Genomic DNA, 26842 nt, shown 5'->3' with positions numbered 1-26842 from the left:
TCAATGTTGTGGATGAATTGAATAATCATTGCCACCTGTCGAAAAAATTCCAGATAAACTAAATGGAGCTATCTTACCGCGCAAATCAGCTCGATAATTTAACGACTCTGGAGGATTCTGTACTAACTTCCATCGATTAAGCAGCTCACTTGTGGTACCTTTGCTAATGAGGTGAAATGATTCAAATTCAGAATGCAAAGGATTAATTATTGCAGTTGAGTCAATTATTCCGCCATTAACTAATGCATTAAAACTTAATAATGTGCGATGCTGAAGATCAATATCTACCGACACACTAGGATATTTAATACTTACTTTATTAACTGAAGCATTATTAGCTTTAAGAAATAGTGAGCCCGAATATAACCCAAATTTGTTATCTTCAACTAAGCTCACATTTTTCCCCGAAACATCAAAGTTTGCAATGTTAAAAGGATAATCAGATTTAATACTGGTTAACATACTTTGCAATATGATTAACTGATCAACGTCAACACGATTAAATATATCTGGTAATAACGGTTGTTTTGCTTCATCAGATAATTCATAACTGATGCCTGTCAACAATAACTTATTCAAATGTAATGAATTATTTTTCCAACTACCATCTAAATGAACATCACCGTTATGCCATCGAGCAACTGCTTTTTTGATATCTATTTCATTATCTTTAAAAGACAATTGAAGCAATAAAGAAGAATATATTTGATCAAACCAAACCACATTATCTGCATTAAAAATAAAGGAAGTTTCATTCAGATTCCACTGATTATCATAGCTAATATTGGTTATTTCAAAATTTCCCTTAGCAATAATTAAATTAGGTAATTGAATATTACTGTCTAAAATTAAAAGTTCTTCTAACCTAAACTTTGGAAATTTAGGCAAATACTTATTTAATTCAGTATAATCATCTGGTTGAAAACGGATATTATTTAATCTTAATTGGGCTATATCTAAGCTACCATCGGCTAATACTTTTAATTTACTAACAAAAAAACCATTATCCATATTACCGCCTAAATTGGTGATTGCTGTAACCCCATCACGATAATATCCTTGTAACAATATTTTGTTTATCGGTATCTGATTAAATGATGCTTTTTGTGAAGTGAAATCAAATTGATATGGCTGTTTACTACTTAAATCAAAAGGTTTAATACGGCCATCAACGCCTTTTAAAGAAAGAGAATCTTGCTCATCATTAAACGAAAAATTTATTGTAGAATTATAAAACTTTAATACATTAGCCGAAAAACTAGTAATATCAACACCATTAAATTCACCATCAATCACATTAATATAATTAAAATGATGAAGTTGCCATAAATTTTTCTTATCAAAACCAATAGTTAACTTTCCAATTTTAGTCACTTCTTGCTTATCATTTATTACCAATAAATTATCAATACTTAACTCATAAAAATTAGCTAATGAATGATTTATCTTACCAATTGAAATAGTGTATGTTCCAAGCTTTGATAATTGTTGACTCAGTATTTTTGCTCCATAATTGGTTTGCAAGGCAAAATAACTAACTACAATTAACAACCAGATAATCGAAAAGAGCAAAATTAAACAAGATCGTAACCGTCTCATAAATAAGCAGTATAGTAATAAAAATGGATTAAAATTTATATAACAATACCTGATTTTGGGTAAAATAGCACTTGATTTTAATATAAATGATTTGTTGTTAAACTAGTTTTAACGTTAATATATAGCCAATTATGACTTTAGAATAACATATTCACGGAATTAATCTTCATCCTTTGATTAGGGAGAAAAATTCTTTTTTATTGACCATATAAACAGGAAAAAATCGAGATGAAACAGATCCCAATGACAGTAAGGGGAGCCGAATTATTACGAGCAGAACTTGAAGAACTTAAAAATATAAAAAGACCTCAAATTACTGCTGCTATTGCAGAAGCCAGAGCGCACGGAGATTTAAAAGAAAACGCGGAATATCATGCAGCAAGAGAACAACAAGGTTTTTGTGAAGGTCGTATTCAAGAAATCGAAGGCAAATTATCTCAAGCACAAATTATTGATATTACCAAGGTAAAAAATACTGGACGCATAATTTTTGGTGCCACAGTGACTGTAATTAATATCGATACCGATGAAGAAACAACTTATCGAATTGTTGGCGATGATGAAGCAGATTATAAACAAAATTTAATTTCGGTTAACTCACCTATCGCTCGAGGTCTTATTGGTAAAGAAGATGGTGATACAGTCCAAATCAAAACACCAGGCGGTAATGTAGAATTTGACATTGTTAAAGTTGAGTATATCTAATAAAACTCAACTGCAATAAAAAAACAGGGCTATTGCCCTGTTTTTTATTTGGGTAAAGTAATTTTCTTATCTTCGCTAGGTCTAAATACCGTAAAAATAGATCCGACTTGTTGAACGGGTAATGCATTTGTTTCGCGGATAATAGCTTCACAAATTAATTTTTTCGTTTCACGATCTTCGGCAGCGATTTTAATTTTAATTAACTCATGGAAATTTAGTGCATTTTCGATTTCGGCAAGAACGCCTTCGGTAAATCCATTAGCACCAATCATCACTATCGGTTTTAAATGATGAGCTTCACTTTTTAAGTACTGTTTTTGTTTATTCGATAAATTCATTAATTTTTTATCACATTAAGTTGCAATTTTGCTATTCTACCCTTATATATATTTGTAATCAATTGAAGTAACCTCTATACACTAAGGATTTATTCGCTGTGAGTAACAAAAAACGCTCAGCAAGTTCTACTCGTTGGCTAAATGAACATTTTAAAGATCGCTTTGTACAACAAGCACAAAAAAAAGGCCTACGTTCTAGAGCATGGTTTAAATTAGAAGAAATACAAAAAAGTGACAAACTATTCAAACCAGGAATTACTGTCGTGGATTTAGGGGCAGCACCGGGCGGATGGTCACAATATGTTGCATCACTCATCGGTAATAAGGGACGAATTATTGCTTGTGATTTATTACCGATGGATCCAATAGTTGGCGTTGATTTCTTGCAAGGTGACTTTAGGGATGAAGCCGTATTAAATACCTTACTTGAGCGCGTTGGTGAAGAGAAAGTACAAGTTGTTATGTCAGATATGGCTCCGAATATGAGTGGACAGCCTGCAGTTGATATACCAAGAGCTATGTATTTAGTTGAACTTGCATTAGATATGTGTAAAGACGTTCTTGCACCTAATGGAAGTTTTATTGTAAAAGTATTCCAGGGCGAAGGCTTTGAAGAATATCTAAAAACAGTTAGATCGCTGTTTAAAACAGTCAAAATTCGAAAGCCTGAAGCTTCGCGCGCACGATCTCGAGAAGTATATATTGTAGCAATGGGGATGAAGTAGCCAGCCGTACAATTTTGTAGTACCATACTTGGTTAATTTTAGTCGTAACTGTTAATTTTATGAGAGGTTTTTCTTTTGAACGACATGGTAAAGAATTTACTGATCTGGGGCGTTATCGCGGTAGTATTGTTTGCTGTATTCAACCAATTCAGCGCGTTATCCAATAGCGGTCCTCAAGTCGATTATACCAAATTTAATTCGGATGTAACGAGCGGCAAACTCAAAGAAGTACATATTAATGGTCGCGAAATTGTTGCTACAACTAAAAGTAGTAGTAATTATGTTACTTATATCCCTTACCTTGATGAAAAACTAGTCGATAACTTGGTGCTTAATGATATTGCTGTTTACGGCAGTCCAGATGAAAAACCAAGCTTATTAGTTAGTATCTTGATTTCTTGGTTTCCAATTATCTTATTACTTGGTTTTTGGTTCTTTGTTATGCGCCAAATGCAAGGCGGGGGTAAAGGTGGCCCAATGTCGGTAGGCAAAAGTAAAGCCAAAATGTTAACGCCTGACCAAGTTAAGACTAAATTTACAGATGTAGCAGGCAGTGAAGAAGCTAAACAAGAAGTAACAGAAGTCGTCGATTTTTTACGTGATCCTGGCAAATACCAAAAATTAGGCGGTCGTATTCCTAAGGGGATTTTAATGGTAGGACCTCCGGGTACGGGTAAAACATTATTAGCTAGAGCCATTGCGGGTGAAGCAAACGTGCCTTTCTTTAGTATTTCAGGTTCAGATTTTGTTGAAATGTTTGTCGGCGTTGGCGCATCACGTGTACGTGACCTCTTTGAACAAGCCCGTAAACATTCACCATGTATTATCTTTATTGATGAAATTGATGCTGTTGGTCGAAAACGTGGTGCCGGCTCAATGGGCGGACATGATGAACGCGAACAAACTCTAAACCAAATGTTAGTTGAAATGGATGGCTTTGAAGCTAACAGTGGTATTATCATTATTGCAGCAACAAACCGTGCGGACATTCTCGATCCTGCATTACTTCGTCCGGGTCGTTTTGACCGTCAAGTTCAAATTGATTTACCTGACTTAAAAAGCCGTGAACAAATTCTGGCAGTACATGTACGTAAAGTACCTTTAGGTTCTGATGTTAATCTAGCAGTATTAGCTCGCGGAACACCAAATTATTCCGGTGCTCAATTAGCTAATTTAGTTAACGAAGCTGCGCTATTTGCCGCGCGTCGTAATAAACGTTTAGTCACGATGGATGAGTTTGAAGAAGCCAAAGATAAAATCGATATGGGTACTCAACGTCGTTCGTTATCCATGACAAAAGAGCAATTAACCAATACGGCTTATCATGAAGCGGGACATGCAATCGTAGGTTATTTAATGCCAGATCATGATCCGCTTCATAAAGTAACTATTATTCCTCGAGGAGGGGCATTAGGTGTAGCCTTCTTCTTACCAGAAGGCGATCAAATTAGTCAAAGTCGTACTCAGTTAGAGTCTAAAATATCTACAGCTTATGCGGGAAGAATTGCCGAAGGCCTAATTTATGGTGAAGATAAAATTACCTCAGGTGCATCTAGTGATATACGATACGCTTCTAACATAGCCAGAGCAATGGTTACACAGTGGGGTTTCTCAGATCGTTTACCACCTGCATTATTTGAATATGAAGAATCTTCTTATGGAATCATGAAAAAAATATCTGATGGTACAGCAAAAATTATTGATGAAGAAGTTGATGCAATCCTACAACGAAACTATCAACGAGCTAAAACAACACTAACTGAAAATATTGATATTCTTCATGCAATGAAAGATGCTTTACTGAAATATGAAACAATTGATAAACAACAGATTGATGAACTGATGAATCGCCAGCCAGTCACACCACCAGAAGGCTGGACAGCCAGTGATGAAATAGCAGCTCAAGAAGTTCCGAATGAAGGTACACCACCTGAATCTGATGATTAATCTGTTTTAATTTTTATAACGCGCTACGGCGCGTTTTTTATCGGATAATTTAAATAAATCTAAAATAAAAGTGATTTTCAAAACAGGTAATAAACTTGAATGATTTTGCTATCGTTTAGCTTATAACAAAGCTTAGCGATAACAAAAAGCAGATGACTCAAATAAGGCATAATCATGGAAATTCGTTTCAACAATCAAATTATGGATCTCTCTTTTCCACAGGTAATGGGTATCGTAAACATGACGCCAGATTCTTTTTCTGATGGCGGTAATTATAACAATCTTGATGATGCCATGCGTCGAGTTGATAATATGATACAAGCAGGCGCAACATTTATTGATATAGGGGGCGAATCAACTCGTCCTGGTGCAGCCTTCGTCTCAGTTGAAGAAGAATTAGATAGAGTTGTGCCTTTAGTTGAAAAAGTGGCTCGCTATTTTGATGTTTGGATTTCGGTTGATACCTCTAAGCCTCAAGTTATGACTGAATCAGCAAAAGCAGGAGCACATTTAATTAATGATATCCGAGCATTAACAGAATCTGGAGCAGTCGAAGCCGCAGCTCAAACAGGATTACCGGTTTGCATTATGCATATGCAAGGCGATCCCCAAACTATGCAAAATGCTCCGCATTATCAACAAGACATCTATCAAGAAGTTGATCAATTTTTTGCTCATCATATCAATCGTTGCATAAACGCAGGAATTGAACGAGAAAAAATTATTCTTGATCCGGGTTTTGGGTTTGGTAAAACATTGGCACACAATTATCGATTACTAGCAACACTTGAAAAATTTCATCACTTTCATTTACCGCTATTAGTTGGCATGTCTCGCAAATCCATGATTGGACAAGTATTAAATGTTTCGCCTAAAGAACGTATGTTAGGTAGCGTTTCTTGTGCAGTAATTGCAGCCATGAAAGGTGCGCAGATTATTCGAGTTCATGACGTAAAAGAAACCTTTGATGCACTGCGAATTGTGCAAGCCACTTTAGCTGAACAGGAATAAACGGGGTTTAACTTTAACAAAATAAGCCATTATTTTATTAAAAAGGGAATTTTTAGACAAATACTATAAAAATCCCTTTTTGTTTTATGCTTGAGAATTTTCAATTTTTGGCATCACTGTTTCAAATAATTTTTAAACAATAAAAATACTTAGAAACATCATAAAACCAACATAATTATTATTTTGAAAAGCTTTAAAGCATCGAGTTCTATCACGATCATTGATTAACCATTGTTGATAAATAAACAGTAACGACACAACCAATAATCCACAATAATAAATAAAAGATAAATGATTATTGAGACCAATAATTATCAAGCAAATCAATGTTATTATCTGTAGAATGCCTATCCACAATTTATCATAGTAACCAAACAAAACAGCCGTCGATTTAATGCCAATTTTGATATCATCATTTCGATCAACCATGGCATATTCGGTATCATAAGCAACTGTCCAACAAATATTTGCCAAACACAATAACCAACAGGTTAACGGAAACTGTTCAATTGTGGCCGCATAGACCATTGGAATGCTCCAACTAAATGCAATTCCCAACACTATTTGTGGAAAATAAGTATAACGTTTCATAAACGGATAAATCATCGCAGTTAACAATGCAAAGCCAGCAATCAACCACGACAAAGCGTTTAAAAATAATAGTAGACAAGCGGCCATTAATAATAATATCAATAATGTCCATTTAGCATTCTTTGCTGTTAATTCACCCTGCACTAACGGACGACTTTGAGTTCGCTCTACATGCGCATCAAAATGGCGATCAGCATAATCATTCACAACACAACCGGCGGATCGCATAACAATGACACCTAGCGTAAATATCAAAACCAGTTTTTCAGTTGGATAGGGATCAGCAAGCCATATTGCTGACAAAGTCGGCCAAAGTAGCAGTAAAATGCCGATTGGTTTATCTAACCGCATCAGTTTTATATAAGCTAACATATATCTATCCTCAATTATAATGGGCGGATTATACCTGATCTTGTTAAAGCTGCAATGCGGATAAATACCGTTTTTATTTGATGCTGCTACATGTGTAATCAATCAAGTCAATTTACCTAATATCGTGTCATATCCAAAACGGTTAATCTAACTAAATTGATTAATTGTGGTAATAAAGCGTTACAACAAAAGTAAATACTGCTCTGCCATCACGGCTAATGCCCGATAAAATTGGCTAACTTGATTATGTTTTAATTGATCTAGATAAGCTGATGACCAAGTCATTAAGTGTTCATCAATCAGTTGATTCGCCGCTTGCGTTTTTTGTTTTTCCAGCAATATCGCATAAGCCATTAACATTAAACCAAACTGATCTTCCGGCTCATTCATACCGGTATTAAGCGTTAAACCATGCTGCTGTAAAAATTGACGATAGCGCTCTTGCGATTCCCCCATTAATAGTTTTTCTTGATCTAAATAGACAGATCCCCAAGGCGGGGCCGGCATTTTGCCTTGCCCTTCAAACAATAACGAGAATTGATAATCCAGATCGGCATGGCTGATTTGCGTTGCCAATATCTGGCATTGCTGGCTAATGAGCTCTGGATTTTGCCAATCTGCCAGTTGGTCAATATGCAATAGAGCCTCAAGCAACGGTTCAACGGTTTGACTATTAGGCGGATAATAAAAAAAAGCACCCAGTACTTTTGCTAGGGTAGCACAAGTGAGATTATCAAATTTTTTCTCTTTATTCATTGACGTTACTTGTTGTCGGTCAGTTATATTGTTAATTATAGCGGTATCATCCATAAATTATAAAAGGCAATACGGCCGCAAACTTCAGCAATAAACACGCAAGCAAAGGCAGTAAGATAACTTATTGCATTATGTTTGGAACGGTAAATGTTAAAAGCAACCAATAGTAGTGCCACTATGATTAAAATGCACTCGGCAATCATCCAATTTGCTTGCGCACAAGCCAGCTCCGGGCTTATGGTCATCATTAAATTATAATAGGGAATTTTTAATAATATAATCAATACGCTACCAATGATAAAAGCTGCATTGCCTAAACGATATAACCCAAGCATTGCGCTAGCAATTCCACCCAACGCCAGCATCGCTGTATACATTTGAATTGCGGTATAGTTGGTATCCCATGTTTTCACTGTTGGTAGCATGTAAGTTAAAACAATCGTCCACACAAAAATTAAACTCAATAGGATTAAGATGATGGCTATCAGCTGGTTGATATAGGGAAGGCGATTAATCTTTAAACAAAGCGGTTTAATCAATTTCAGTTTTTGGCTATCCGGATTGAGAGAAAAGTAGTGGATTAATACTGAGGCGAATGTAACGCCAAATACCACACCAAAAGTGAAAATCTCATTACTCATCGGCGAACGTCCAATCCCATAGATCACATTTAACGCCCGCAAAGGATGCCCTAAATGGAATGAGGCAAGCAGCATACCAACAGCCATAAAAACCAGCGCTAACAGATTAATTTTTTGACGAATAATGGGATTAGCTTGTGAACAATTCATTAAGCAAGATAAGCTGCTTAACAGCACCATTCCGGCAGATAATTGCCCAAATACCGTAAAAAAAACCAATGGTAATTCATGCATATTATACCTCCTCCGGATTGAGCACTTTTCCTTGTGTATCGCCTGAGCTTCTAGCCAAAGCATGTGGTTTGATAACAATATTCGGTTTAGTCAACTCTGTATTAGGCAAAGGGGCAATATTACGTTCATCACCATGACGCTCACGTAATTTCCCTATCTCGTCAAAATCTAAAGCACGTTGCGGACAAGATTCGACGCACACAGGCTTTAAGCCTTCGGCTACACGCTCATAACAACCATCGCATTTTGACATAACCCGCTTTTGTTGATCAAACTGTGGCGCACCATATGGACAGCGCATTTCACAATAGCGGCAACCAATACACACATCTTGATTGACAACCACTAAGCCGTCTTGTTGGCGTTTATGCATCGCACCAGTTGGACAACCTTGCACGCAAGTTGGTTGCTCACAATGATTACATGAGATTGACAAATAATAAGTAAAAGTATCATTTTGCCAAATCCCGTCCACTTGTTGCCACGATCCACCACCATACTCATAAACTCGGCGAAAATGCACGCCCAGCGCATTATCTTTTTCGTCTTTACAGCTCAATTGACAGGTTTTACACCCGGTACATTTGGAAGAATCAATAAAGAATCCATATTGCATTTTAATCATCTCCCTTTTTAATTATGATGCCGCTGGCATAGTTGATAATGGTTTGATTTCAACCAAATTAGTATGCTGCGAATTTGACTTCGCTAACACTGACGGGCGCAATGAGGTTAAACGATTAATACAACCACCAATATCAACGCCAGCAGCATTAGTTTTTGCCCATAGCCCTTGAGGTATAGCGATCACGCCCGGTAATATACGAGGCGTTACTTTAGCCGGAATATAAAGCCGACCACGATCATTAAATACTTCAACTAATTGCCCATGCTTAATTTGTCTTTGTTCAGCATCAATTGGGTTAATCCAAACGCTACTGGCAACAGCTTCTCGTAGTTGGGGAAGATTACTATAAGAGGAGTGACAATGCCCTTTAATATGAAATCCAATCATTTGCAGCGGATATTTATCGCGTTTTTGTTGATCTTCGCTCCCTTCAATAGCAGGCAAATAAGCAGGAATTGGGTAGAGTTTATCGTCCGGCTCAATATCCCATTCACCCGCTATTTTTGCCAGCGCTTCTGAATAAATTTCAATTTTGCCAGACGGGGTATTTAATGGCTGATTAATCGGATCATCCCGGAATGCTTTTAAGGCAATTTGCGCATCGCTATCCGCTAACTTACGATCGACAATACCCTTACTGTCAGTGTCAACAAAAGGCGGTAAATCAGGATTTTGCTTGCGCATTCTTTCATAGCTATACGCTATCCACTCATCTTGCGTTCGCCCTTCAGTAAATTTATCTTTAACGCCCATTTTTTCTGATAACTCAGTTAACACATCATAAGACGATCGATTTTCCCAAAGTGGCTTAATAGCCCGTTGCATACGAATAACATAATGGTAAGCGCCGGATGCATAAGAATTATTAATTAAATCGTTACTTTCCACAGATGACACATCCGGTAATAACAGATCGGCATACCGTGCTGATGCGGTCATATGAGTATCCCACACTAAGATAAATTCGCATTGAGATTCATCTTGTAAAATTTGGTGCGTTCGATTGAGATCGGCATGCTGATTACCAATTACATTACTGGCGTAACTCCAGATAAACTTGATACCGACATCCAATTTATCTTTACCAAGTATATAAGCATTTTTTGCGGTCATGCTTTGCGGGGATTCGATTGCTTTAGTCCATAAAAAAAATGGAATACTGGTTTTTATCGGATTTAATAAATTCAGACCCGGAACCGGATAAGTCACGCTTCCGCCCCAAGTACCAATATTGGTGCCCGGTTTACCAAATTGACCAGTGATAATAGGCAATATCATAATTGCTCTTGTAGTATGCTCACCATTTTGCCAACGTTGCGCTCCCCAGCCTTGCGAAATCCATGCTGCTTTAGCGTTAACAATATCTAAGGCAAGTTTACGAATTTGTTTAGCGGGAATACCGGTTTTTTTTGCAGCCCACTCCGGCGTTTTCGGTGTTCTATCATCACCTAAACCTAAAATATAAGATTTATAATCACTAAAAGGGGGTGCGCTATCCGGCAATGAGTCAGCATTCCAACCCACACAATATTGATTAAGCATTGCCTCATCAATTTTATCTTCTTCCAGTAAAGCATAGCCAATTGCAGCAACTAACGCCGCATCGGTACCGGGAATAATCGGGACCCACTCGGCATTATAGCCAACTACACTTTCGCTACGCCTAGGATCGATAATAATCACTCTGGCTTTACTTTGTGCTAACGCATGAAACAGTTCCGTTACTTGCCCACCGCCTGACATTCGCGTTTCAGCAACATTATGTCCAAACATAACAACCAAATCTGAATGTTTAATTTGATCAATGAGCGACTCTTTAGCATTGCCATAAATATAAGGCTTAATAGCAGTTATCTGTCCACTTGAGTAATCGCCATGATAATTTAGATAACCACCGATAGTACTTAAAAACCGTCTACAAGCACTGCGCCCGGCGATATTTGCGCCGGTGGTACCTGTTCCATATTGACAATAAATAGCTTCATTGCCATAACGATTAATGGTGTATTTAAGTTTATCTGCCAATAAAGTTATTGCTTCATCCCAGCTAATACGTTTAAATTTACCTTCACCACGCTTACCTATTCGCACCATAGGGTATTTTAAACGCTCCGGATCGTAAGTTCGCCAGCGTACTGCTCGCCCCCGCAAACATGGGCGAATTTGATGTTGACCGAAGATAGGATCATTAATACCGTCTTCGGATGAGATTTTAGTAATAATATCGTTTTTAACATGGACTTTTAGTGGGCAGCGACTACCGCAATTCACTAAACAGGCGCTGTAGAAAATCTTTTCATCATTAGTGGGATTAGGTATCAATGCTTTATCGTGATTTGTTTCAGATGTTGCATAAGCAAAAGGTAATTGCAAATTATTTGCTAGTGCTGCCACACCACCAATTGCTAGTGATTTTTGCAAAAAATCACGCCGAGTTATTTTGTTTTCTGACTTGCTCATCCTATTCCCTTATTTTTTATTTGGGATGTATTTATCATAATACTATAGATAAGATTATAAAACAGAAAAAAGGCTAAAATCGAAATTAACTTAAAATAAATTAATAAAATAAGAATTATTATCAATTAAAAATTTAATTTGATTTTCATTATCAATTTAATTTCATGCATCTTAAAGAAAGATTGGTATAATATGCCCATTTATTCGAATAAATAGAAAACTTATGTCACAATCCACTTATAATGCTGTTGATATTGAAGTCCTAAAAGGACTCGATCCTGTCCGCCATCGACCAGGCATGTATACTGATACTGCTCGCCCAAATCATTTGGGACAAGAGGTTATTGATAATAGTGTAGATGAAGCTATTGCAGGACATGCCCGCCAAGTTAAAGTTACACTCTATGAAGATAATTCACTTGAGGTTATTGATGACGGGCGAGGTATGCCGGTTGATATTCATCCTGAAGAAGGTGTACCAGCTATTGAACTTTTACTTTGCCGTTTACATGCTGGAGGTAAGTTTTCCAACAAAAATTATCAATTTTCAGGCGGTTTGCATGGTGTGGGTATCTCCGTTGTTAATGCATTATCAAAGCGTGTAGAAGTTACTGTAAATCGTGATGGGCAAGTTTATCAAATCGCTTTTGAAAATGGTGATAAAGTTGAGGATTTACATGTAATAGGTACATGTGGTCGTCGAAATACCGGTACAAAAGTACGTTTTTGGCCTGATGAAAAGTATTTTGATTCACCACGATTTTCTGTACCCCGCTTAACTCATTTACTTAAAGCAAAAGCGGTACTCTGCCCAGGGTTAGAAATCATTTTCAAAGATAAAATTAACAATACTGAACAACGCTGGTGTTATCAGGACGGTCTAAAAGATTATTTAATGGAATCTGTTAGTGGTTATACACTATTACCTGAAGAGCCATTTACTGGTAGTCATACTGGCGAAACAGAAGCAGTCGAATGGGCTTTACTCTGGTTACCAGAAGGTGGGGAACTTTTAACTGAAAGTTACGTTAACTTGATTCCAACTGTACAAGGTGGTACTCATGTTAATGGTTTACGTCAAGGTTTACTTGATGCTATGCGCGAATTTTGCGAGTTCCGTAATTTACTTCCTCGAGGCCTAAAGCTGACCGCCGATGATATTTGGGAACGCTGCGCATATGTGTTATCCGTAAAAATGCAGGAACCTCAATTTGCTGGTCAAACCAAAGAACGCCTTTCATCAAGACAAAGCGCCGCATTCGTTTCGGCAATTGTTAAAGATGCATTCAGTCTTTGGTTAAATCAAAATGTGCAAATTGCAGAATTATTGGCTGAAATGGTCATTTCAAGTGCGCAAAAACGCCTACGAGCATCTAAAAAAGTTATTCGTAAAAAGCTCACAAGTGGTCCTGCTTTACCTGGTAAATTGGCCGATTGTTCTTCACAGGATTTAAGTCGTACTGAACTATTTTTGGTAGAAGGTGATTCTGCAGGTGGTTCAGCCAAACAGGCACGAGATAGAGAATATCAAGCCATAATGCCATTAAAAGGTAAAATTTTAAATACTTGGGAAGTATCATCAGACGAGGTATTAGGCTCACAAGAAATCCACGATATCTCGGTTGCCATAGGTATTGACCCTGATAGTGATGATTTAAGTCAATTGCGCTACGGTAAAATCTGTATTTTAGCTGATGCAGACTCAGATGGATTACATATTGCCACTTTGCTTTGTGCGTTATTCGTTCGTCATTTTCGGGCGATGGTTGAACATGGGCATATCTTTGTTGCTATGCCTCCGCTTTATCGTATTGATTTAGGTAAAGAAGTGCATTATGCCCTTGATGAAGAAGAAAAAGAAGGGATTTTAGATCAACTTAAACGTAAAAAGGGTAAACCGAATGTACAACGTTTTAAAGGTTTAGGAGAAATGAATCCATTACAACTCCGTGAAACAACGATGGATCCTAATACTCGTAGATTAGTTCAGTTATCACTAGATAATGCAGAGGAAACCATGGCATTAATGGATATGCTGCTGGCTAAGAAACGAGCAGAAGATCGCCGAGAATGGTTACAAGAAAAAGGTGACCAAGTTGAACTTGATGTCTAATATACAGAATAATTTAGAGGAACAATAATGAGTGAGATAACTCATGACGGAGTAGAAGTTCAGTCGCTACGTACTTTTACAGAGAGCGCATATTTAAACTACTCAATGTATGTCATTATGGATCGTGCACTGCCGTTTATTGGTGACGGTTTAAAACCTGTGCAACGCCGTATTGTTTATGCCATGTCAGAATTAGGGCTTAATGCTCAGGCTAAATTTAAAAAATCAGCTCGTACTGTAGGTGACGTGTTAGGTAAATACCATCCTCATGGCGATAGTGCCTGTTATGAAGCAATGGTGTTAATGGCACAACCATTCTCTTACCGTTACCCATTAGTAGATGGTCAAGGAAACTGGGGAGCTCCAGATGATCCTAAATCATTTGCGGCTATGCGTTATACCGAATCTCGTCTATCAAAATATGCAGAATTATTATTAGGCGAATTAGGGCAAGGCACTGTTGACTATACGCCAAATTTCGATGGTACCTTACAAGAACCTAAAATGTTGCCAGCTAGATTACCCAATATTTTATTGAATGGTACAACCGGCATTGCTGTTGGTATGGCAACTGATATTCCACCACATAATATTCGTGAAGTAGCAAATGCTGCTATTATGTTAGCAGATAACCCAAAAGCAACACTTAGTGAAGTGATGGCTCACATACAAGGCCCTGACTTTCCAACAGAAGCCGAGATTATTACTGCGCCAGAAGATATTGCTAAAATTTATCAAACTGGACGAGGATCAATCCGCATGCGTGCAGTTTGGAAAAAAGAAGAGGGTGATATTGTTATTACTGATCTTCCTCATCAAGTTTCAGGTGCTAAAATCTTAGAGCAAATTGCTTCGCAAATGCGGGCGAAAAAATTACCATTAATTGAAGATTTACGCGATGAGTCAGACCATGAAAATCCAACCCGTTTAGTAATTGTCCCAAGATCTAATAGAGTGGATTTAGAGCAAGTTATGAATCATCTATTTGCTACCACGGATCTTGAAAAAAGCTATCGCGTCAATATGAATATGATTGGACTTGATAATCGTCCATCAGTTAAAGGATTAGTTGAAATATTAACTGAATGGTTAGAATATCGACGTTTGACGGTAACACGTCGATTAAATTATCGTTTAGATAAAATCCTAAAAAGATTACATATTTTAGATGGCTTATTAATTGCGTTTCTAAATATTGATGAAGTTATTGAAATAATTCGTCATGAAGATGAACCAAAAGAAGAATTAATTAAGCGATTTGCCTTAAGTGAAATACAAGCAGAAGCTATTTTAGAGTTAAAACTTCGTCATTTAGCTAAATTGGAAGAGATGCGTATTAAAGGCGAACAAGCTGATCTTGCTAAAGAACGGGATCAACTACAAGCTCTACTTGCTTCACCAAGAAAACTCAGTAATTTAATCAAAAAAGAATTGCAAGAAGACGCTGAAAAGTATGGCGATGAACGCCGTTCGCCAATCGTTGAGCGAAGTGAAGCTAAAGCGATCACTGAACAAGAATTAACACCTTCTGAACCCGTCACAATTGTATTATCTGAAATGGGATGGGTAAGAGCGGCTAAAGGTCATGACATTGACCCCGTCGGATTAAGTTATAAAGCAGGCGATAGCTTTAAAGCTGCTGCAAAAGGTAAAAGTAACCAGCCAGTTGTCTTTATCGATTCAACTGGGCGAAGTTATGCTATTGAGCCAAATACTTTACCATCAGCTCGAGGACAAGGCGAGCCAATTACCGGTAAATTAGCATTACCAGCAGGTGCAACTATTGAACATGTTTTAATGTCAAACGATGAAGAACAAAAATTCTTACTTGCTTCTAGTGCCGGATACGGTTTTATTTGTCAATTTAGCGATTTAATTGCGCGTAATCGTAACGGTAAAGCAGTAATTAATCTATCTAATAATTCAAATGTACTTGCACCGATTGAGATAGTATCAGAGGAAAGCTTGCTTTTATCAATTAGTCAAGCGGGTAGAATGCTTATCTTCCCGGTGAAAGATTTACCAGAGTTATCTAAAGGTAAAGGAAATAAAATTATCTCATTATCTGCCAGCGATGATAGCCTAGCTTATATGATGCTAATAACGCCTGAAACCTCACTGACGTTGTATGTTGGTAAACGCAAACTTACGCTTTCTTCTACTGATTTACAAAAATTTAGAGCAGAGCGTGCTCGTAAAGGAACATCACTACCGCGTGGATTACAAAAAATCGATCGAATTGAGGTAAACGAATAATATGTCTTTTATCTGGTCCATTATTCTCGGGTTAATACTGAGCTCAGTTTTCAAATCCGGATGGGGATTTATACTTGGTCTATTAATAGGTCCAATGTTGTATCAAGCATTTGGCAATAGATTAAATGAAAAAAGGACACAATCAAACCCAACTTTGTACTTAATTGTTGCTTTTGAAGTATTGGGGCATCTGAGTAAAGCTAAAGGTGTTGTTACCCAAGATGATATTAATCTTGCTCAGCAATTTATGGATCGGCTACAACTTGATGCAGCCGGTCGCCAATTAGCCCAAGAGTCATTTAATCGTGGTAAAGCAAGTGATTACCCACTTCGATCGCGTTTACGAGAACTCTACTTTCAATATCGTTTTAGAAGAAATGTTTTAAATATATTTTGTGAACAATTAATTCAAGCGGCTTTAGTTGATGGTAATTTAGATGAAAAAGAGTCACAAATTTTGTTTATTGTTGCTGAAGAATTCCATATTCCTCGCCAACAAATGGTTATATATATTCAGATGATGATGGGAAGCTTTCATTTCCGTCAAGAATATTATAATAATCAACAAAATAGTCAATATCAACAAAGCAATAATTATGGCAATTATCAAAACAGTTCTCACCAATCAGATTTGCAAAATGCTTATAGAATTTTAGGGATAGATTCATCTGCTGATATTCCTGAAATCAAAAAAGCTTATCGCAGGTTAATGAATGAACATCATCCAGATAAATTAGCATCAAAAGGCTTACCAAAAGAGATGTTAGAGGCAACCAAAAAGCGAGCACAAGAAATTCAAGCTGCTTACGATCTTATAAAAGCATCTCGTGGATTCAAATAGAGATTATTACTATGATGCATTGGCGCTCAATTATAAGAATTATCGGTTTATTAATATCATTATTGTCGATATTTATGTTAATACCGGCACTAGTCGCATTAATATACCGTGATGGTGCTGGTGCAATTTTTGTCCGTTCTTTCTTCGCTGCATTAATTTTAGGAGTATTGTTGTGGTTCCCTAATCGAAATCAGCGTCATGAGTTGAGTACTCGGGAAGGTTTTTTCATTGTTGTATTATTCTGGGTAGTTTTAGGTACTATTGGTGCATTTCCATTTCTTTTTGATAATCATATCAATCTTAATTTAACCACTGCTTTTTTTGAATCTTTTTCTGGGTTAACAACAACAGGCGCTACAACTATTGTTAATTTAGATCATTTACCTAAGGCCCTTTTATTTTATCGTCAATTGCTACAATGGCTTGGGGGAATGGGAATTATCGTACTTGCAGTTGCTATTTTACCATTATTAGGTGTTGGTGGAATGCAGCTCTATCGAGCTGAAATCCCAGGTCCTCAAAAAGATAGTAAAATGCGTCCCCGCATTGCTGAAACGGCAAAAACATTGTGGTCTATTTATATTTTACTTACCACGTTATGCGCAATAAGTTTGTGGTTTGCTGGAATGAATATCTTCGATGCTATTTCGCATAGTTTTTCGACGATATCGATGGGAGGATTCTCAACTCATGACAGCAATTTAGCTTATTTTAATAGTCCAGCAATTAACTATATTGTTACTATTTTCCTAATTTTATCTGGTTGTAATTTTGCACTCCATTTTGCCGCATTAAATGGTATTTCACTTAAAGTTTATTGGCGCGATCAAGAGTTCAGAACGTTTATCTTTATCCTTCTTATTTTAATTGTTATTTGTGCCTTTGTTATCTATTTTTATCAACCACAACGAAATCTTGGTATTGATAAAATCGTGTTACAAGTCGTGTCGGTTTCTGCAACTGTCGGTTTTACCGTCGATGATATTAATACTTGGCCATCCTCATTACCAATCTTTTTATTATGTGCTTCATTTATTGGGGGCTGTGCTGGTTCTACTGGAGGAGGGTTAAAAGTTGTTCGCGTTCTACTATTATTTATGCAAGGTTCACGTGAATTAAAACGTCTTATACACCCGAATGCAATATATACCTTAAAATTGAATAATCGAGTTGTACCGGAACGAATTATTGAGGCAGTATGGGGATTCTTTTCTGCCTATGCATTAGTTTTTTTAATTAGTCTATTTATCATTATGGCGTCTGGAATTGATGCAACTGACTCATTTTATATTGTTGCCTCATCATTGAACAATTTGGGGGTTGGTCTTGGCAGTGTGAGTGATAATTTTGCGCATGTAAGTGATATGGTTAAATGGGTAATGGTTGTGGACATGTTATTTGGACGACTTGAAATATTTACCTTATTGGTTTTATTTACACCAACCTTCTGGCGAAGCTAATTTTCACTTAACAATTTAGTGTTAAACTTGGATTTTTTAGAAAAATGGCTAAAAATATAAATATTTTATTGATTATTTAGTCAATTGCAGACAGAATTACTAAGCAGCATGTGCTGTGTTCATTAGAGGTAATCACCTGACATATGGAATGGATCATGGATCCTACAATTTGGATTGGTTTATCCACTCTAGTTGTACTTGAAATCGTCCTTGGCATTGATAACATTGTTTTTATTGCCATTCTTGCCGAGAAACTTCCGCCACAAGAACGAGATAAAGCACGCATTACTGGTCTTGCTTTTGCATTAATTACACGAATATTGTTATTAATGTTTACTGGTTGGTTAGTTACACTCACTACCCCTCTATTTTCTATATCCGGAATCAGTTTCAATGCTAGGCAATTGATAATGTTGCTTGGTGGTATATTTTTGCTTTTCAAAGCCACAATGGAACTCAATGAACGCTTAGAAGGCGCTTCACATGAAGATGGTAAACCCAAAAAGACTTCACATTTTTGGACTGTTGTCGCTCAAATCGTTGTACTTGATGCCGTATTTTCACTCGACTCAGTAATTACTGCAGTGGGTATGGTTGAACATATTCCAGTAATGATTATTGCTGTTTGTATTGCTATTTGTATCATGATGGTAGCAAGTAAACCATTGGCCTATTTTGTTAACTCCCATCCAACGATTGTTATTTTATGTTTAAGTTTTTTACTTATGATTGGTTTTAGTTTGGTTGCCGAAGGTTTTGGGTTTATTATTCCAAAAGGCTACCTATATGCAGCTATTGGTTTCTCAATTATGATTGAGTTTTTTAATCAATTAGCTATATTCAATCGCCGAAAAGCATTAAACAAAAAACCATTACGTGAACGCACCGCTGAAGCGATTTTACATTTACTCAAAGGCGATGCAGAAGAAGATCCCGAAACTCACAATATTGATGTTGTTTCTGATAATAATAAGAAAACATCAGTATTTAATCATCAAGAATTAAACATGGTCGAGCGAGTGTTAGGATTGGCTCAACGTTCAGTTAGTAGCATCATGACCTCACGATTAAATGTTGATATGGTCAATATAAATGATGATCGTGAGGTGATATTAAAAGAGATATTTGATAATCCTCATTCACGTTTAGTCGTAACGGATAATGCTTCAATTGATGAACCATTAGGCATTATTCAAGTTAATGATCTATTGAAAGATGTTTTACAAGATAAACAGCATATTGATATTAACTCTTTAATAAAGCAGCCATTAATTTTCCCTGAAACGGTATCTTTACTTGTTGCACTGGAACAATTCAAAAAAGCGAAAACCCATTTTGCGTTTGTGGTTGATGAATTTGGTTCAATGCAAGGAGTTGTGTCTGTTACTGACATTATTGAAACCATTGCTGGTGATTTCCCAACTGAAGAAGAGGAAATTGATGCCAAACACGATATTCAATGTATTGATGATAACAGTTGGATTGCTAATGGTTACATCCCTGTAGAAGAATTAGTAAGGTATGTCCCTATACCTATAGATGATAAGCGAGAATACCATACTCTTGCTGGATTGTTGATGGAAAAAGCTCAACATTTACTTAATGTCGGTGAAACAATACAAATTGGCGATTATTTATTTGAAGTTGCCGAAATTGAAAGTCACCGTATTTTAAAAGTGAAAATCACTAAGAATAAATTAGATATATTAAAGAACTAGGTTAGTGATATTCTACCCATTGTTTAGCTCATCTCAGATGAGCTAAACAACTATTTTAGAGGTAAGTTATAAAAATTATCTATCAATTACTAAACGATATTCTTAATATGAATAACGCTTGACCAAAATAAATTACAGGCAATAATAGCGCTGTGTTTTTTCATTTTTTGAGATATGAAGTGATAACTTTGTATCTTTTTTATTTTTACTACAAATCAACTTAGGTAAAAATAAAGGTTATATCGATTACTATCAAACTAAATTGGGCTTTAACTTATGAATTCACTATTCGAAAAAATTTTTCAACTGAAAGAGAAGAAAACCACTATCAGTACAGAGGTTATAGCAGGCTGTACAACTTTTCTAACCATGGTTTATATTATCTTTGTTAACCCTTCTATCTTATCTGTAACTGGCATGGACAAATCAGCAGTTTTTGTTCTAACGTGCGTAGTAACGGCTTTTGCAACTATTTTAATGGGGCTGTTTGCCAATCTACCGATTGCTTTAGCTCCAGCTATGGGACTCAATGTTTTCTTTGCCTATGGAATATGCGGTGCTATGGGCTATTCTTGGCAAGTGGGTATGGGGGCAATATTTTGGGGCTCATTAATCTTTTTTGCATTATCATTATTTAAAGTTCGCCATTGGTTAATTGAACATATTCCGCAATGTTTGCGAGCAGGTATAAGTGCTGGTATTGGACTATTTATTGCTTTTATGGGATTTCAAAATATGGGAATTGTGGTCGCATCACCAGAAACATTACTAACCTTAGGCAATATCTTATCACTTAAAGTATTATTAGGTTCACTAGGATTTTTTATTATAATAATTCTAGCAACTCGTAATTTCCATGCGGCTGTACTAGTTTCAATTCTTGTTGTTACCTTACTTGCACTTTGGCTTGATCCTAATATTAGTTATCAAGGAATTGCATCAGTTCCACCAAGTGTTAGCAGTGTTGTTGGTCATGTCGATCTAGCTGGTTCACTTAATGTGGGTATTATGGGTGTTATTTTTTCAGTTATGATTGTAAGCCTATTTGATTCTTCCGGTACAATTTTAGCTTTAACCGACAAAGCAGGAATTTCTGACGAAAAAGGGCGTTTCCCTAAAATGCGTCAAGCTTTATTAATCGATAGTTTTAGTTCTTCACTTGGTGGTTTATTTGGAACTTCATCAGTACTAACTTATATTGAAAGTTCTGCTGGTATTTCAGTTGGTGGGCGTACAGGTTTAACTGCAGTTGTAGTTGGATTATTATTTTTATTAATGACCTTTTTATCGCCTTTAGCCCATTTAGTTCCACCTTATGCGACATCTGGTGCTTTAATATTTGTTGGAATCTTAATGGTTTCAAGTTTAATGAAAGTTAATTGGTCTGATTTAACTGATGCAACACCAGCATTTATTACCGCATTAATGATGCCTTTCGCTTTTGCTATTACCGAAGGTGTAGCACTTGGTTTTATCTCTTACGTTGTGTTAAAAACATTAACTGGTAAATTTAAAGAATTAAATCTTTGCGTCATTATTTTTGCCCTTCTATTTGCATTAAAATTTATCTTTATCGACCATCATTAATTTTTTTCCCATCGGTTAGTTCCGGTGGGAAAATTTAACTGAAAAATATTATTATTAATTTATTAGTAATAATAAGGTTAAAAATAGCAATTCATAATATTAGATTCTTCCTTAACTAAAGCAAAAACTTGACATTATATCTATTGAGGTCTAGAATCTTGCGACCCAAAACTTATATACATAGGCTTTGGGCTACAGTTATTAATTACGTATCTAAAAAGCAATTTTTAAATTTATTTTAATTAATCAGGAGCTTATTAATGGCAACAATTAATCAGCTGGTACGCAAACCAAGAGCGCTAAAGGAAGCGAAAAGTAACGTTCCTGCCCTTGAAGCATGCCCGCAAAAACGTGGTGTTTGTACACGTGTTTACACCACTACACCTAAAAAACCAAACTCAGCATTACGTAAAGTATGCCGTGTACGTTTAACCAACGGTTTTGAAGTGACTTCTTATATCGGTGGTGAAGGTCATAACTTGCAAGAACATAGCGTGATTTTAATCCGTGGTGGTCGTGTTAAAGATTTACCTGGTGTTCGTTATCACACTGTTCGTGGTGCATTAGACTGCGCAGGTGTTAAGGATCGCAAACAAAGCCGTTCTAAATACGGTGTAAAACGACCTAAAGCTTAATGGAACTCCGTTAAGTAAGGCCAAACTATAATAATTCCATTTAACTCATTTGAGTTTTGGGTAAACCTGAAAATTTATAACATATAAACGGAGTATTCCAATGCCACGTCGTCATGTTGTCGGTCAAAGAAAAATTTTACCTGATCCGAAATTCGGTTCAGATTTGCTGGCGAAATTTGTAAATATTTTAATGATAGATGGTAAAAAATCTATCGCAGAATCAATCGTATATTCAGCTCTTGATAAATTAGCTGAGCGTAGTGGAAAAGACCACTTAGCAGCTTTTGAAGTTGCATTAGATAACGTAAGACCAACTGTAGAAGTTAAGTCTCGTCGCGTTGGTGGTTCTACATACCAAGTTCCTGTTGAAGTGCGTCCAGTTCGTCGTAATGCACTTGCAATGCGTTGGATTGTAGATGCTGCACGTAAACGTGGCGATAAATCAATGGCGTTACGCCTAGCGAATGAACTTATGGATGCTTTTGAAAACAAAGGCACTGCTGTGAAAAAACGCGAAGATGTTCATCGTATGGCTGAAGCTAATAGAGCGTTTGCACACTATCGTTGGTAATCTTTCCACTGATATTAAGTGGCTTGAAATTAGACTGACAGCACATATCTACTGTCAGTCAACCTAAATGATATTTTATTAAGCAAACGATTCTAAATAGAGGATTAATATGGCTCGTACAACCCCTATAGCACGCTACCGTAATATCGGTATCAGTGCACATATTGACGCAGGTAAAACAACAACTACCGAACGTATTTTGTTTTATACTGGTGTAAGTCACAAAATTGGTGAGGTTCATGATGGCGCAGCTACCATGGACTGGATGGAACAAGAACAAGAACGTGGTATTACTATCACTTCAGCAGCGACAACTGCATTCTGGTCAGGTATGGGACAACAATTTGAACCACACCGTATCAATATTATCGACACCCCGGGACACGTTGACTTCACAATCGAAGTTGAACGTTCTATGCGTGTTCTTGATGGTGCAGTAATGGTTTACTGTGCGGTTGGTGGTGTTCAACCTCAATCAGAAACAGTATGGCGCCAAGCTAACAAATATAAAGTTCCTCGTATCGCATTTGTAAACAAAATGGACCGTATGGGTGCTAACTTCTTACGTGTGGTTGAACAAATCAAAACACGTTTAGCGGCAGTGCCTGTTCCATTAGTATTACCAATCGGTGCTGAAGAAGGCTTTACTGGTGTTGTTGATTTACTTAAACGTAAAGCAATTAACTGGAATGATGCTGACCAAGGTACAACCTTTACTTATGAAGATGTGCCAGCTGACATGGTTGAGCAAGTTGAAGAATGGCGTGCAAACTTAATCGAAGCTGCAGCAGAAGCTAACGAAGAGTTAATGGAAAAATACCTAGGTGGTGATGAGTTAACTGAAGAAGAAGTTAAAAAAGCACTACGTGAACGCGTACTTGCTAACGAAATCATCTTGGTAACATGTGGTAGTGCATTTAAAAATAAAGGCGTTCAATTCATGCTTGACGCAGTTATTGAGTATCTACCTGCTCCAACTGATGTCCCTGCGATTAAAGGTGAATTACAAAATGGTGAACCAGCAGAACGTCATTCAAGTGATGATGAACCATTTGCTGCACTTGCATTTAAAATTGCAACTGACCCATTTGTTGGTAACTTAACCTTCTTCCGCGTTTACTCTGGTGTAGTTAACTCTGGTGACTCGGTTCTTAACTCAGTTAAAGATCGTAAAGAACGCTTTGGTCGTATCGTACAGATGCATGCGAACAAACGTGAAGAAATCAAAGAAGTTCGTGCAGGTGACATTGCAGCAGCAATCGGTCTTAAAGATGTCACAACTGGTGATACGCTTTGTGCTGAAAATTCACCAATTATTCTTGAAAGAATGGAATTCCCTGAGCCGGTTATCTCGGTTGCAGTAGAACCTAAAACTAAAGCTGACCAAGAAAAAATGGGTATTGCTTTAGGTCGTTTGGCAAAAGAAGATCCATCATTCCGTGTATGGACTGATGAAGAATCAAACCAAACTATCATTGCTGGTATGGGTGAATTACATCTTGAAATCATCGTAGACCGTATGAAACGTGAATTTAACGTTGAAGCGAATGTCGGTAAACCACAAGTTGCTTACCGTGAAACAATTCGTACAACAGTTAAAGATATCGAAGGTAAACATGCAAAACAATCTGGTGGTCGTGGTCAATACGGTCATGTTGTTATCGACTTGTATCCATTAGAAGCGGGTGGTGCTGGTTACGAATTTGTTAACGAAATCAAAGGTGGGGTAATTCCTGGTGAATTTATTCCAGCTGTTGATAAAGGTATCCAAGAGCAATTGAAATCAGGTCCTTTAGCTGGCTATCCGGTAGTGGATCTTGGTGTGCGTTTACATTTTGGTTCTTACCATGATGTCGACTCATCCGAAATTGCCTTTAAACTTGCCGCATCAATGGCATTTAAAGAAGGCTTCATGAAAGCTAAACCTGTGCTTTTAGAACCAATTATGAAAGTAGAAGTTGAAACCCCTGAAGATTATATGGGTGACGTTATCGGTGACTTAAACCGTCGTCGTGGTATGATCGAAGGTATGGAAGATACTGCAACTGGTAAAACAGTTAAAGCACAAGTTCCACTTTCTGAAATGTTTGGTTATGCGACAGACCTTCGTTCACAAACACAAGGTCGTGCTTCTTACTCTATGGAGTTCTTGAAGTATAACGAAGCACCTTCAAACATCGTAACAGCAATTATTGAAGCTCGTAAAGCGAAATAATTATTTATATAAATAAAGTAACACTTCCCTACAAAATTAGGGAAGTGATTTAATAAAGGAACATTAAGATGTCTAAAGAAAAATTTGAACGTACAAAACCCCACGTTAACGTTGGTACAATCGGCCACGTTGACCATGGTAAAACAACTTTAACAGCAGCTATTACTTCTGTACTTTCTAAAAAATACGGCGGTCAAGCTCGCGCATTCGATCAAATCGATAATGCACCAGAAGAAAAAGCACGTGGTATCACCATCAACACTTCACACGTTGAATACGATACACCAACTCGTCACTACGCACACGTAGACTGCCCAGGCCATGCTGACTATGTTAAAAACATGATCACTGGTGCGGCACAAATGGACGGTGCTATTTTAGTAGTAGCAGCAACTGATGGTCCTATGCCACAAACTCGTGAGCACATCCTTTTAGGTCGTCAAGTAGGTGTTCCTTACATCATCGTATTCTTAAATAAATGCGATATGGTTGATGATGAAGAATTATTAGAATTAGTTGAAATGGAAGTACGTGAACTTCTATCTCAATACGATTTCCCAGGTGATGACACTCCAGTAATTCGTGGTTCAGCGTTAAAAGCGTTAGAAGGCGATGCAGCATGGGAAGAAAAAATTGTTGAATTAGCTGAAGCTTTAGACAGCTATATTCCGGAACCAGAGCGTGATATCGATAAACCATTCCTACTTCCAATTGAAGACGTGTTCTCAATTTCAGGACGTGGTACAGTGGTAACAGGTCGTGTAGAACGTGGTGTAATCAAAGTTGGTGAAGAAGTTGAAATCGTTGGTATCAAACCAACAACAAAAACAACTTGTACTGGCGTTGAAATGTTCCGTAAATTACTAGACGAAGGTCGTGCTGGTGAGAACGTAGGTGTATTACTACGTGGTACAAAACGTGAAGAAATCGAACGTGGTCAAGTATTAGCAAAACCAGGTTCAATCACACCACATACAGATTTTGAATCAGAAGTATATATCCTAAGCAAAGATGAAGGTGGTCGTCATACTCCATTCTTCAAAGGCTACCGTCCACAGTTCTACTTCCGTACAACTGACGTAACTGGTACTATTGAATTACCAGAAGGCGTAGAAATGGTAATGCCAGGTGATAACATCAAAATGACAGTATCATTAATTCACCCAATCGCAATGGCAGACGGCTTACGTTTCGCTATCCGTGAAGGTGGTCGTACTGTTGGTGCTGGTGTTGTTGCTAAAGTTATTAAATAATTTAAGCTTAATCAGCTCAAGAAAAGAAGGTGCCCTATGTGCACCTTTTTTTATTGTTCTCAGTATTAATTAAATAAGTTATAGTCGTTGACCACTTTTTATCCAAACTGCATTTTATTTATTTTTGTCATATTATCGGCATAGATATGGATAAAAATACACTAAAAAAAGCCAAACAAAATGCTA

The 26842-nt window shown here is 37.0% G+C and carries 20 protein-coding genes and 1 pseudogene; 14 read left to right on the top strand and 7 right to left on the bottom strand.

What is annotated here, in order from left to right; all coding sequences use genetic code 11:
• The gene (locus J3U09_RS09280; protein WP_267357983.1) at positions 1 to 1599 is read right to left on the bottom strand and encodes a hypothetical protein; all 1599 of its coding nucleotides are present in this window, start codon (positions 1597 to 1599) and stop codon (positions 1 to 3) included.
• A 228-nt stretch (positions 1600 to 1827) separates the two neighbouring features.
• On the opposite strand from J3U09_RS09280, the gene greA reads away from it, so the two are divergent.
• Positions 1828 to 2304: a transcription elongation factor GreA gene (gene greA, locus J3U09_RS09275; RefSeq protein WP_065562811.1), complete on the top strand. Its 477-nt coding sequence runs from the start codon at positions 1828 to 1830 to the stop codon at positions 2302 to 2304.
• A 44-nt stretch (positions 2305 to 2348) separates the two neighbouring features.
• Here the strand turns inward: greA and yhbY are convergent, their stop codons facing one another.
• Positions 2349 to 2642, bottom strand: a complete 294-nt coding sequence (gene yhbY / locus J3U09_RS09270; RefSeq protein WP_065562810.1) for a ribosome assembly RNA-binding protein YhbY — start codon at positions 2640 to 2642, stop codon at positions 2349 to 2351.
• A 98-nt stretch (positions 2643 to 2740) separates the two neighbouring features.
• Between yhbY and rlmE the strand changes: the two genes are divergently transcribed.
• From rlmE to folP, 3 genes and pseudogenes are all read left to right on the top strand, one after another.
• Positions 2741 to 3367 (top strand): 23S rRNA (uridine(2552)-2'-O)-methyltransferase RlmE, encoded by a 627-nt coding sequence (gene rlmE, locus J3U09_RS09265; protein WP_065562809.1) that lies wholly within the window; start codon positions 2741 to 2743, stop codon positions 3365 to 3367.
• 75 nt (positions 3368 to 3442) lie between these two features.
• Positions 3443 to 5296: pseudogene (gene ftsH, locus J3U09_RS09260) on the top strand (ATP-dependent zinc metalloprotease FtsH); the annotation flags it as partial.
• 192 nt (positions 5297 to 5488) lie between these two features.
• On the top strand, positions 5489 to 6325 hold the full coding sequence (folP, locus tag J3U09_RS09255) for a dihydropteroate synthase (protein WP_065562807.1): 837 nt from the start codon (positions 5489 to 5491) through the stop codon (positions 6323 to 6325).
• A gap of 132 nt (positions 6326 to 6457) precedes the next feature.
• On the opposite strand, the gene ubiA is transcribed toward folP, so the two are convergent.
• The 5 genes from ubiA to J3U09_RS09230 form a co-directional block, all read right to left on the bottom strand.
• The gene (ubiA, locus tag J3U09_RS09250; RefSeq protein ID WP_065733716.1) at positions 6458 to 7288 is read right to left on the bottom strand and encodes a 4-hydroxybenzoate octaprenyltransferase; all 831 of its coding nucleotides are present in this window, start codon (positions 7286 to 7288) and stop codon (positions 6458 to 6460) included.
• A 180-nt stretch (positions 7289 to 7468) separates the two neighbouring features.
• The gene (locus tag J3U09_RS09245) at positions 7469 to 8044 is read right to left on the bottom strand and encodes a TorD/DmsD family molecular chaperone (RefSeq protein ID WP_267357982.1); all 576 of its coding nucleotides are present in this window, start codon (positions 8042 to 8044) and stop codon (positions 7469 to 7471) included.
• A 35-nt stretch (positions 8045 to 8079) separates the two neighbouring features.
• A complete protein-coding gene (locus tag J3U09_RS09240) occupies positions 8080 to 8919 on the bottom strand; it encodes a dimethyl sulfoxide reductase anchor subunit family protein (protein ID WP_267357981.1) in 840 nt (279 codons plus the stop codon).
• Between the two features lies 1 nt (position 8920).
• Complete coding sequence (locus J3U09_RS09235) at positions 8921 to 9535, bottom strand: DMSO/selenate family reductase complex B subunit (RefSeq protein ID WP_416379920.1); 615 nt, start codon at positions 9533 to 9535, stop codon at positions 8921 to 8923.
• A gap of 21 nt (positions 9536 to 9556) precedes the next feature.
• The gene (locus J3U09_RS09230; RefSeq protein ID WP_267357978.1) at positions 9557 to 12007 is read right to left on the bottom strand and encodes a DMSO/selenate family reductase complex A subunit; all 2451 of its coding nucleotides are present in this window, start codon (positions 12005 to 12007) and stop codon (positions 9557 to 9559) included.
• A 223-nt stretch (positions 12008 to 12230) separates the two neighbouring features.
• Here J3U09_RS09230 and parE point away from each other — a divergent pair, with 223 nt between their 5' ends.
• From parE to tuf, 10 genes are all read left to right on the top strand, one after another.
• Positions 12231 to 14120 carry a DNA topoisomerase IV subunit B gene (gene parE, locus J3U09_RS09225; RefSeq protein WP_065733711.1) on the top strand — a complete coding sequence of 630 codons (1890 nt, stop codon included), beginning with the start codon at positions 12231 to 12233 and terminating at the stop codon, positions 14118 to 14120.
• A 27-nt stretch (positions 14121 to 14147) separates the two neighbouring features.
• Complete coding sequence (gene parC / locus J3U09_RS09220) at positions 14148 to 16376, top strand: DNA topoisomerase IV subunit A (RefSeq protein WP_220225393.1); 2229 nt, start codon at positions 14148 to 14150, stop codon at positions 16374 to 16376.
• Between the two features lies 1 nt (position 16377).
• Positions 16378 to 17217, top strand: a complete 840-nt coding sequence (djlA, locus tag J3U09_RS09215) for a co-chaperone DjlA (RefSeq protein ID WP_267357976.1) — start codon at positions 16378 to 16380, stop codon at positions 17215 to 17217.
• A 14-nt stretch (positions 17218 to 17231) separates the two neighbouring features.
• Positions 17232 to 18677 (top strand): TrkH family potassium uptake protein, encoded by a 1446-nt coding sequence (locus J3U09_RS09210; protein ID WP_065733732.1) that lies wholly within the window; start codon positions 17232 to 17234, stop codon positions 18675 to 18677.
• 143 nt (positions 18678 to 18820) lie between these two features.
• Positions 18821 to 20395: a TerC family protein gene (locus J3U09_RS09205; RefSeq protein WP_065562799.1), complete on the top strand. Its 1575-nt coding sequence runs from the start codon at positions 18821 to 18823 to the stop codon at positions 20393 to 20395.
• Positions 20396 to 20671: 276 nt separating this feature from the next.
• On the top strand, positions 20672 to 21982 hold the full coding sequence (locus J3U09_RS09200) for an NCS2 family permease (RefSeq protein WP_065562798.1): 1311 nt from the start codon (positions 20672 to 20674) through the stop codon (positions 21980 to 21982).
• Positions 21983 to 22242: 260 nt separating this feature from the next.
• Positions 22243 to 22617, top strand: a complete 375-nt coding sequence (gene rpsL, locus J3U09_RS09195) for a 30S ribosomal protein S12 (protein WP_034883792.1) — start codon at positions 22243 to 22245, stop codon at positions 22615 to 22617.
• Positions 22618 to 22717: 100 nt separating this feature from the next.
• The gene (gene rpsG / locus J3U09_RS09190) at positions 22718 to 23188 is read left to right on the top strand and encodes a 30S ribosomal protein S7 (RefSeq protein ID WP_034883788.1); all 471 of its coding nucleotides are present in this window, start codon (positions 22718 to 22720) and stop codon (positions 23186 to 23188) included.
• A 109-nt stretch (positions 23189 to 23297) separates the two neighbouring features.
• Positions 23298 to 25403 carry an elongation factor G gene (gene fusA / locus J3U09_RS09185; RefSeq protein WP_065562791.1) on the top strand — a complete coding sequence of 702 codons (2106 nt, stop codon included), beginning with the start codon at positions 23298 to 23300 and terminating at the stop codon, positions 25401 to 25403.
• Between the two features lie 68 nt (positions 25404 to 25471).
• A complete protein-coding gene (gene tuf, locus J3U09_RS09180; protein ID WP_065733704.1) occupies positions 25472 to 26656 on the top strand; it encodes an elongation factor Tu in 1185 nt (394 codons plus the stop codon).
• The last annotated feature ends 186 nt before the right edge of the window (positions 26657 to 26842 follow it).

Source organism: Gilliamella sp. B2889 (assembly GCF_026536885.1).
GTDB classification, from domain to species: domain Bacteria; phylum Pseudomonadota; class Gammaproteobacteria; order Enterobacterales; family Orbaceae; genus Gilliamella; species Gilliamella apicola_E.
Note: the sequence above shows the minus strand (reverse complement) of the source record. Positions and strands in the feature narration are given on the sequence as shown.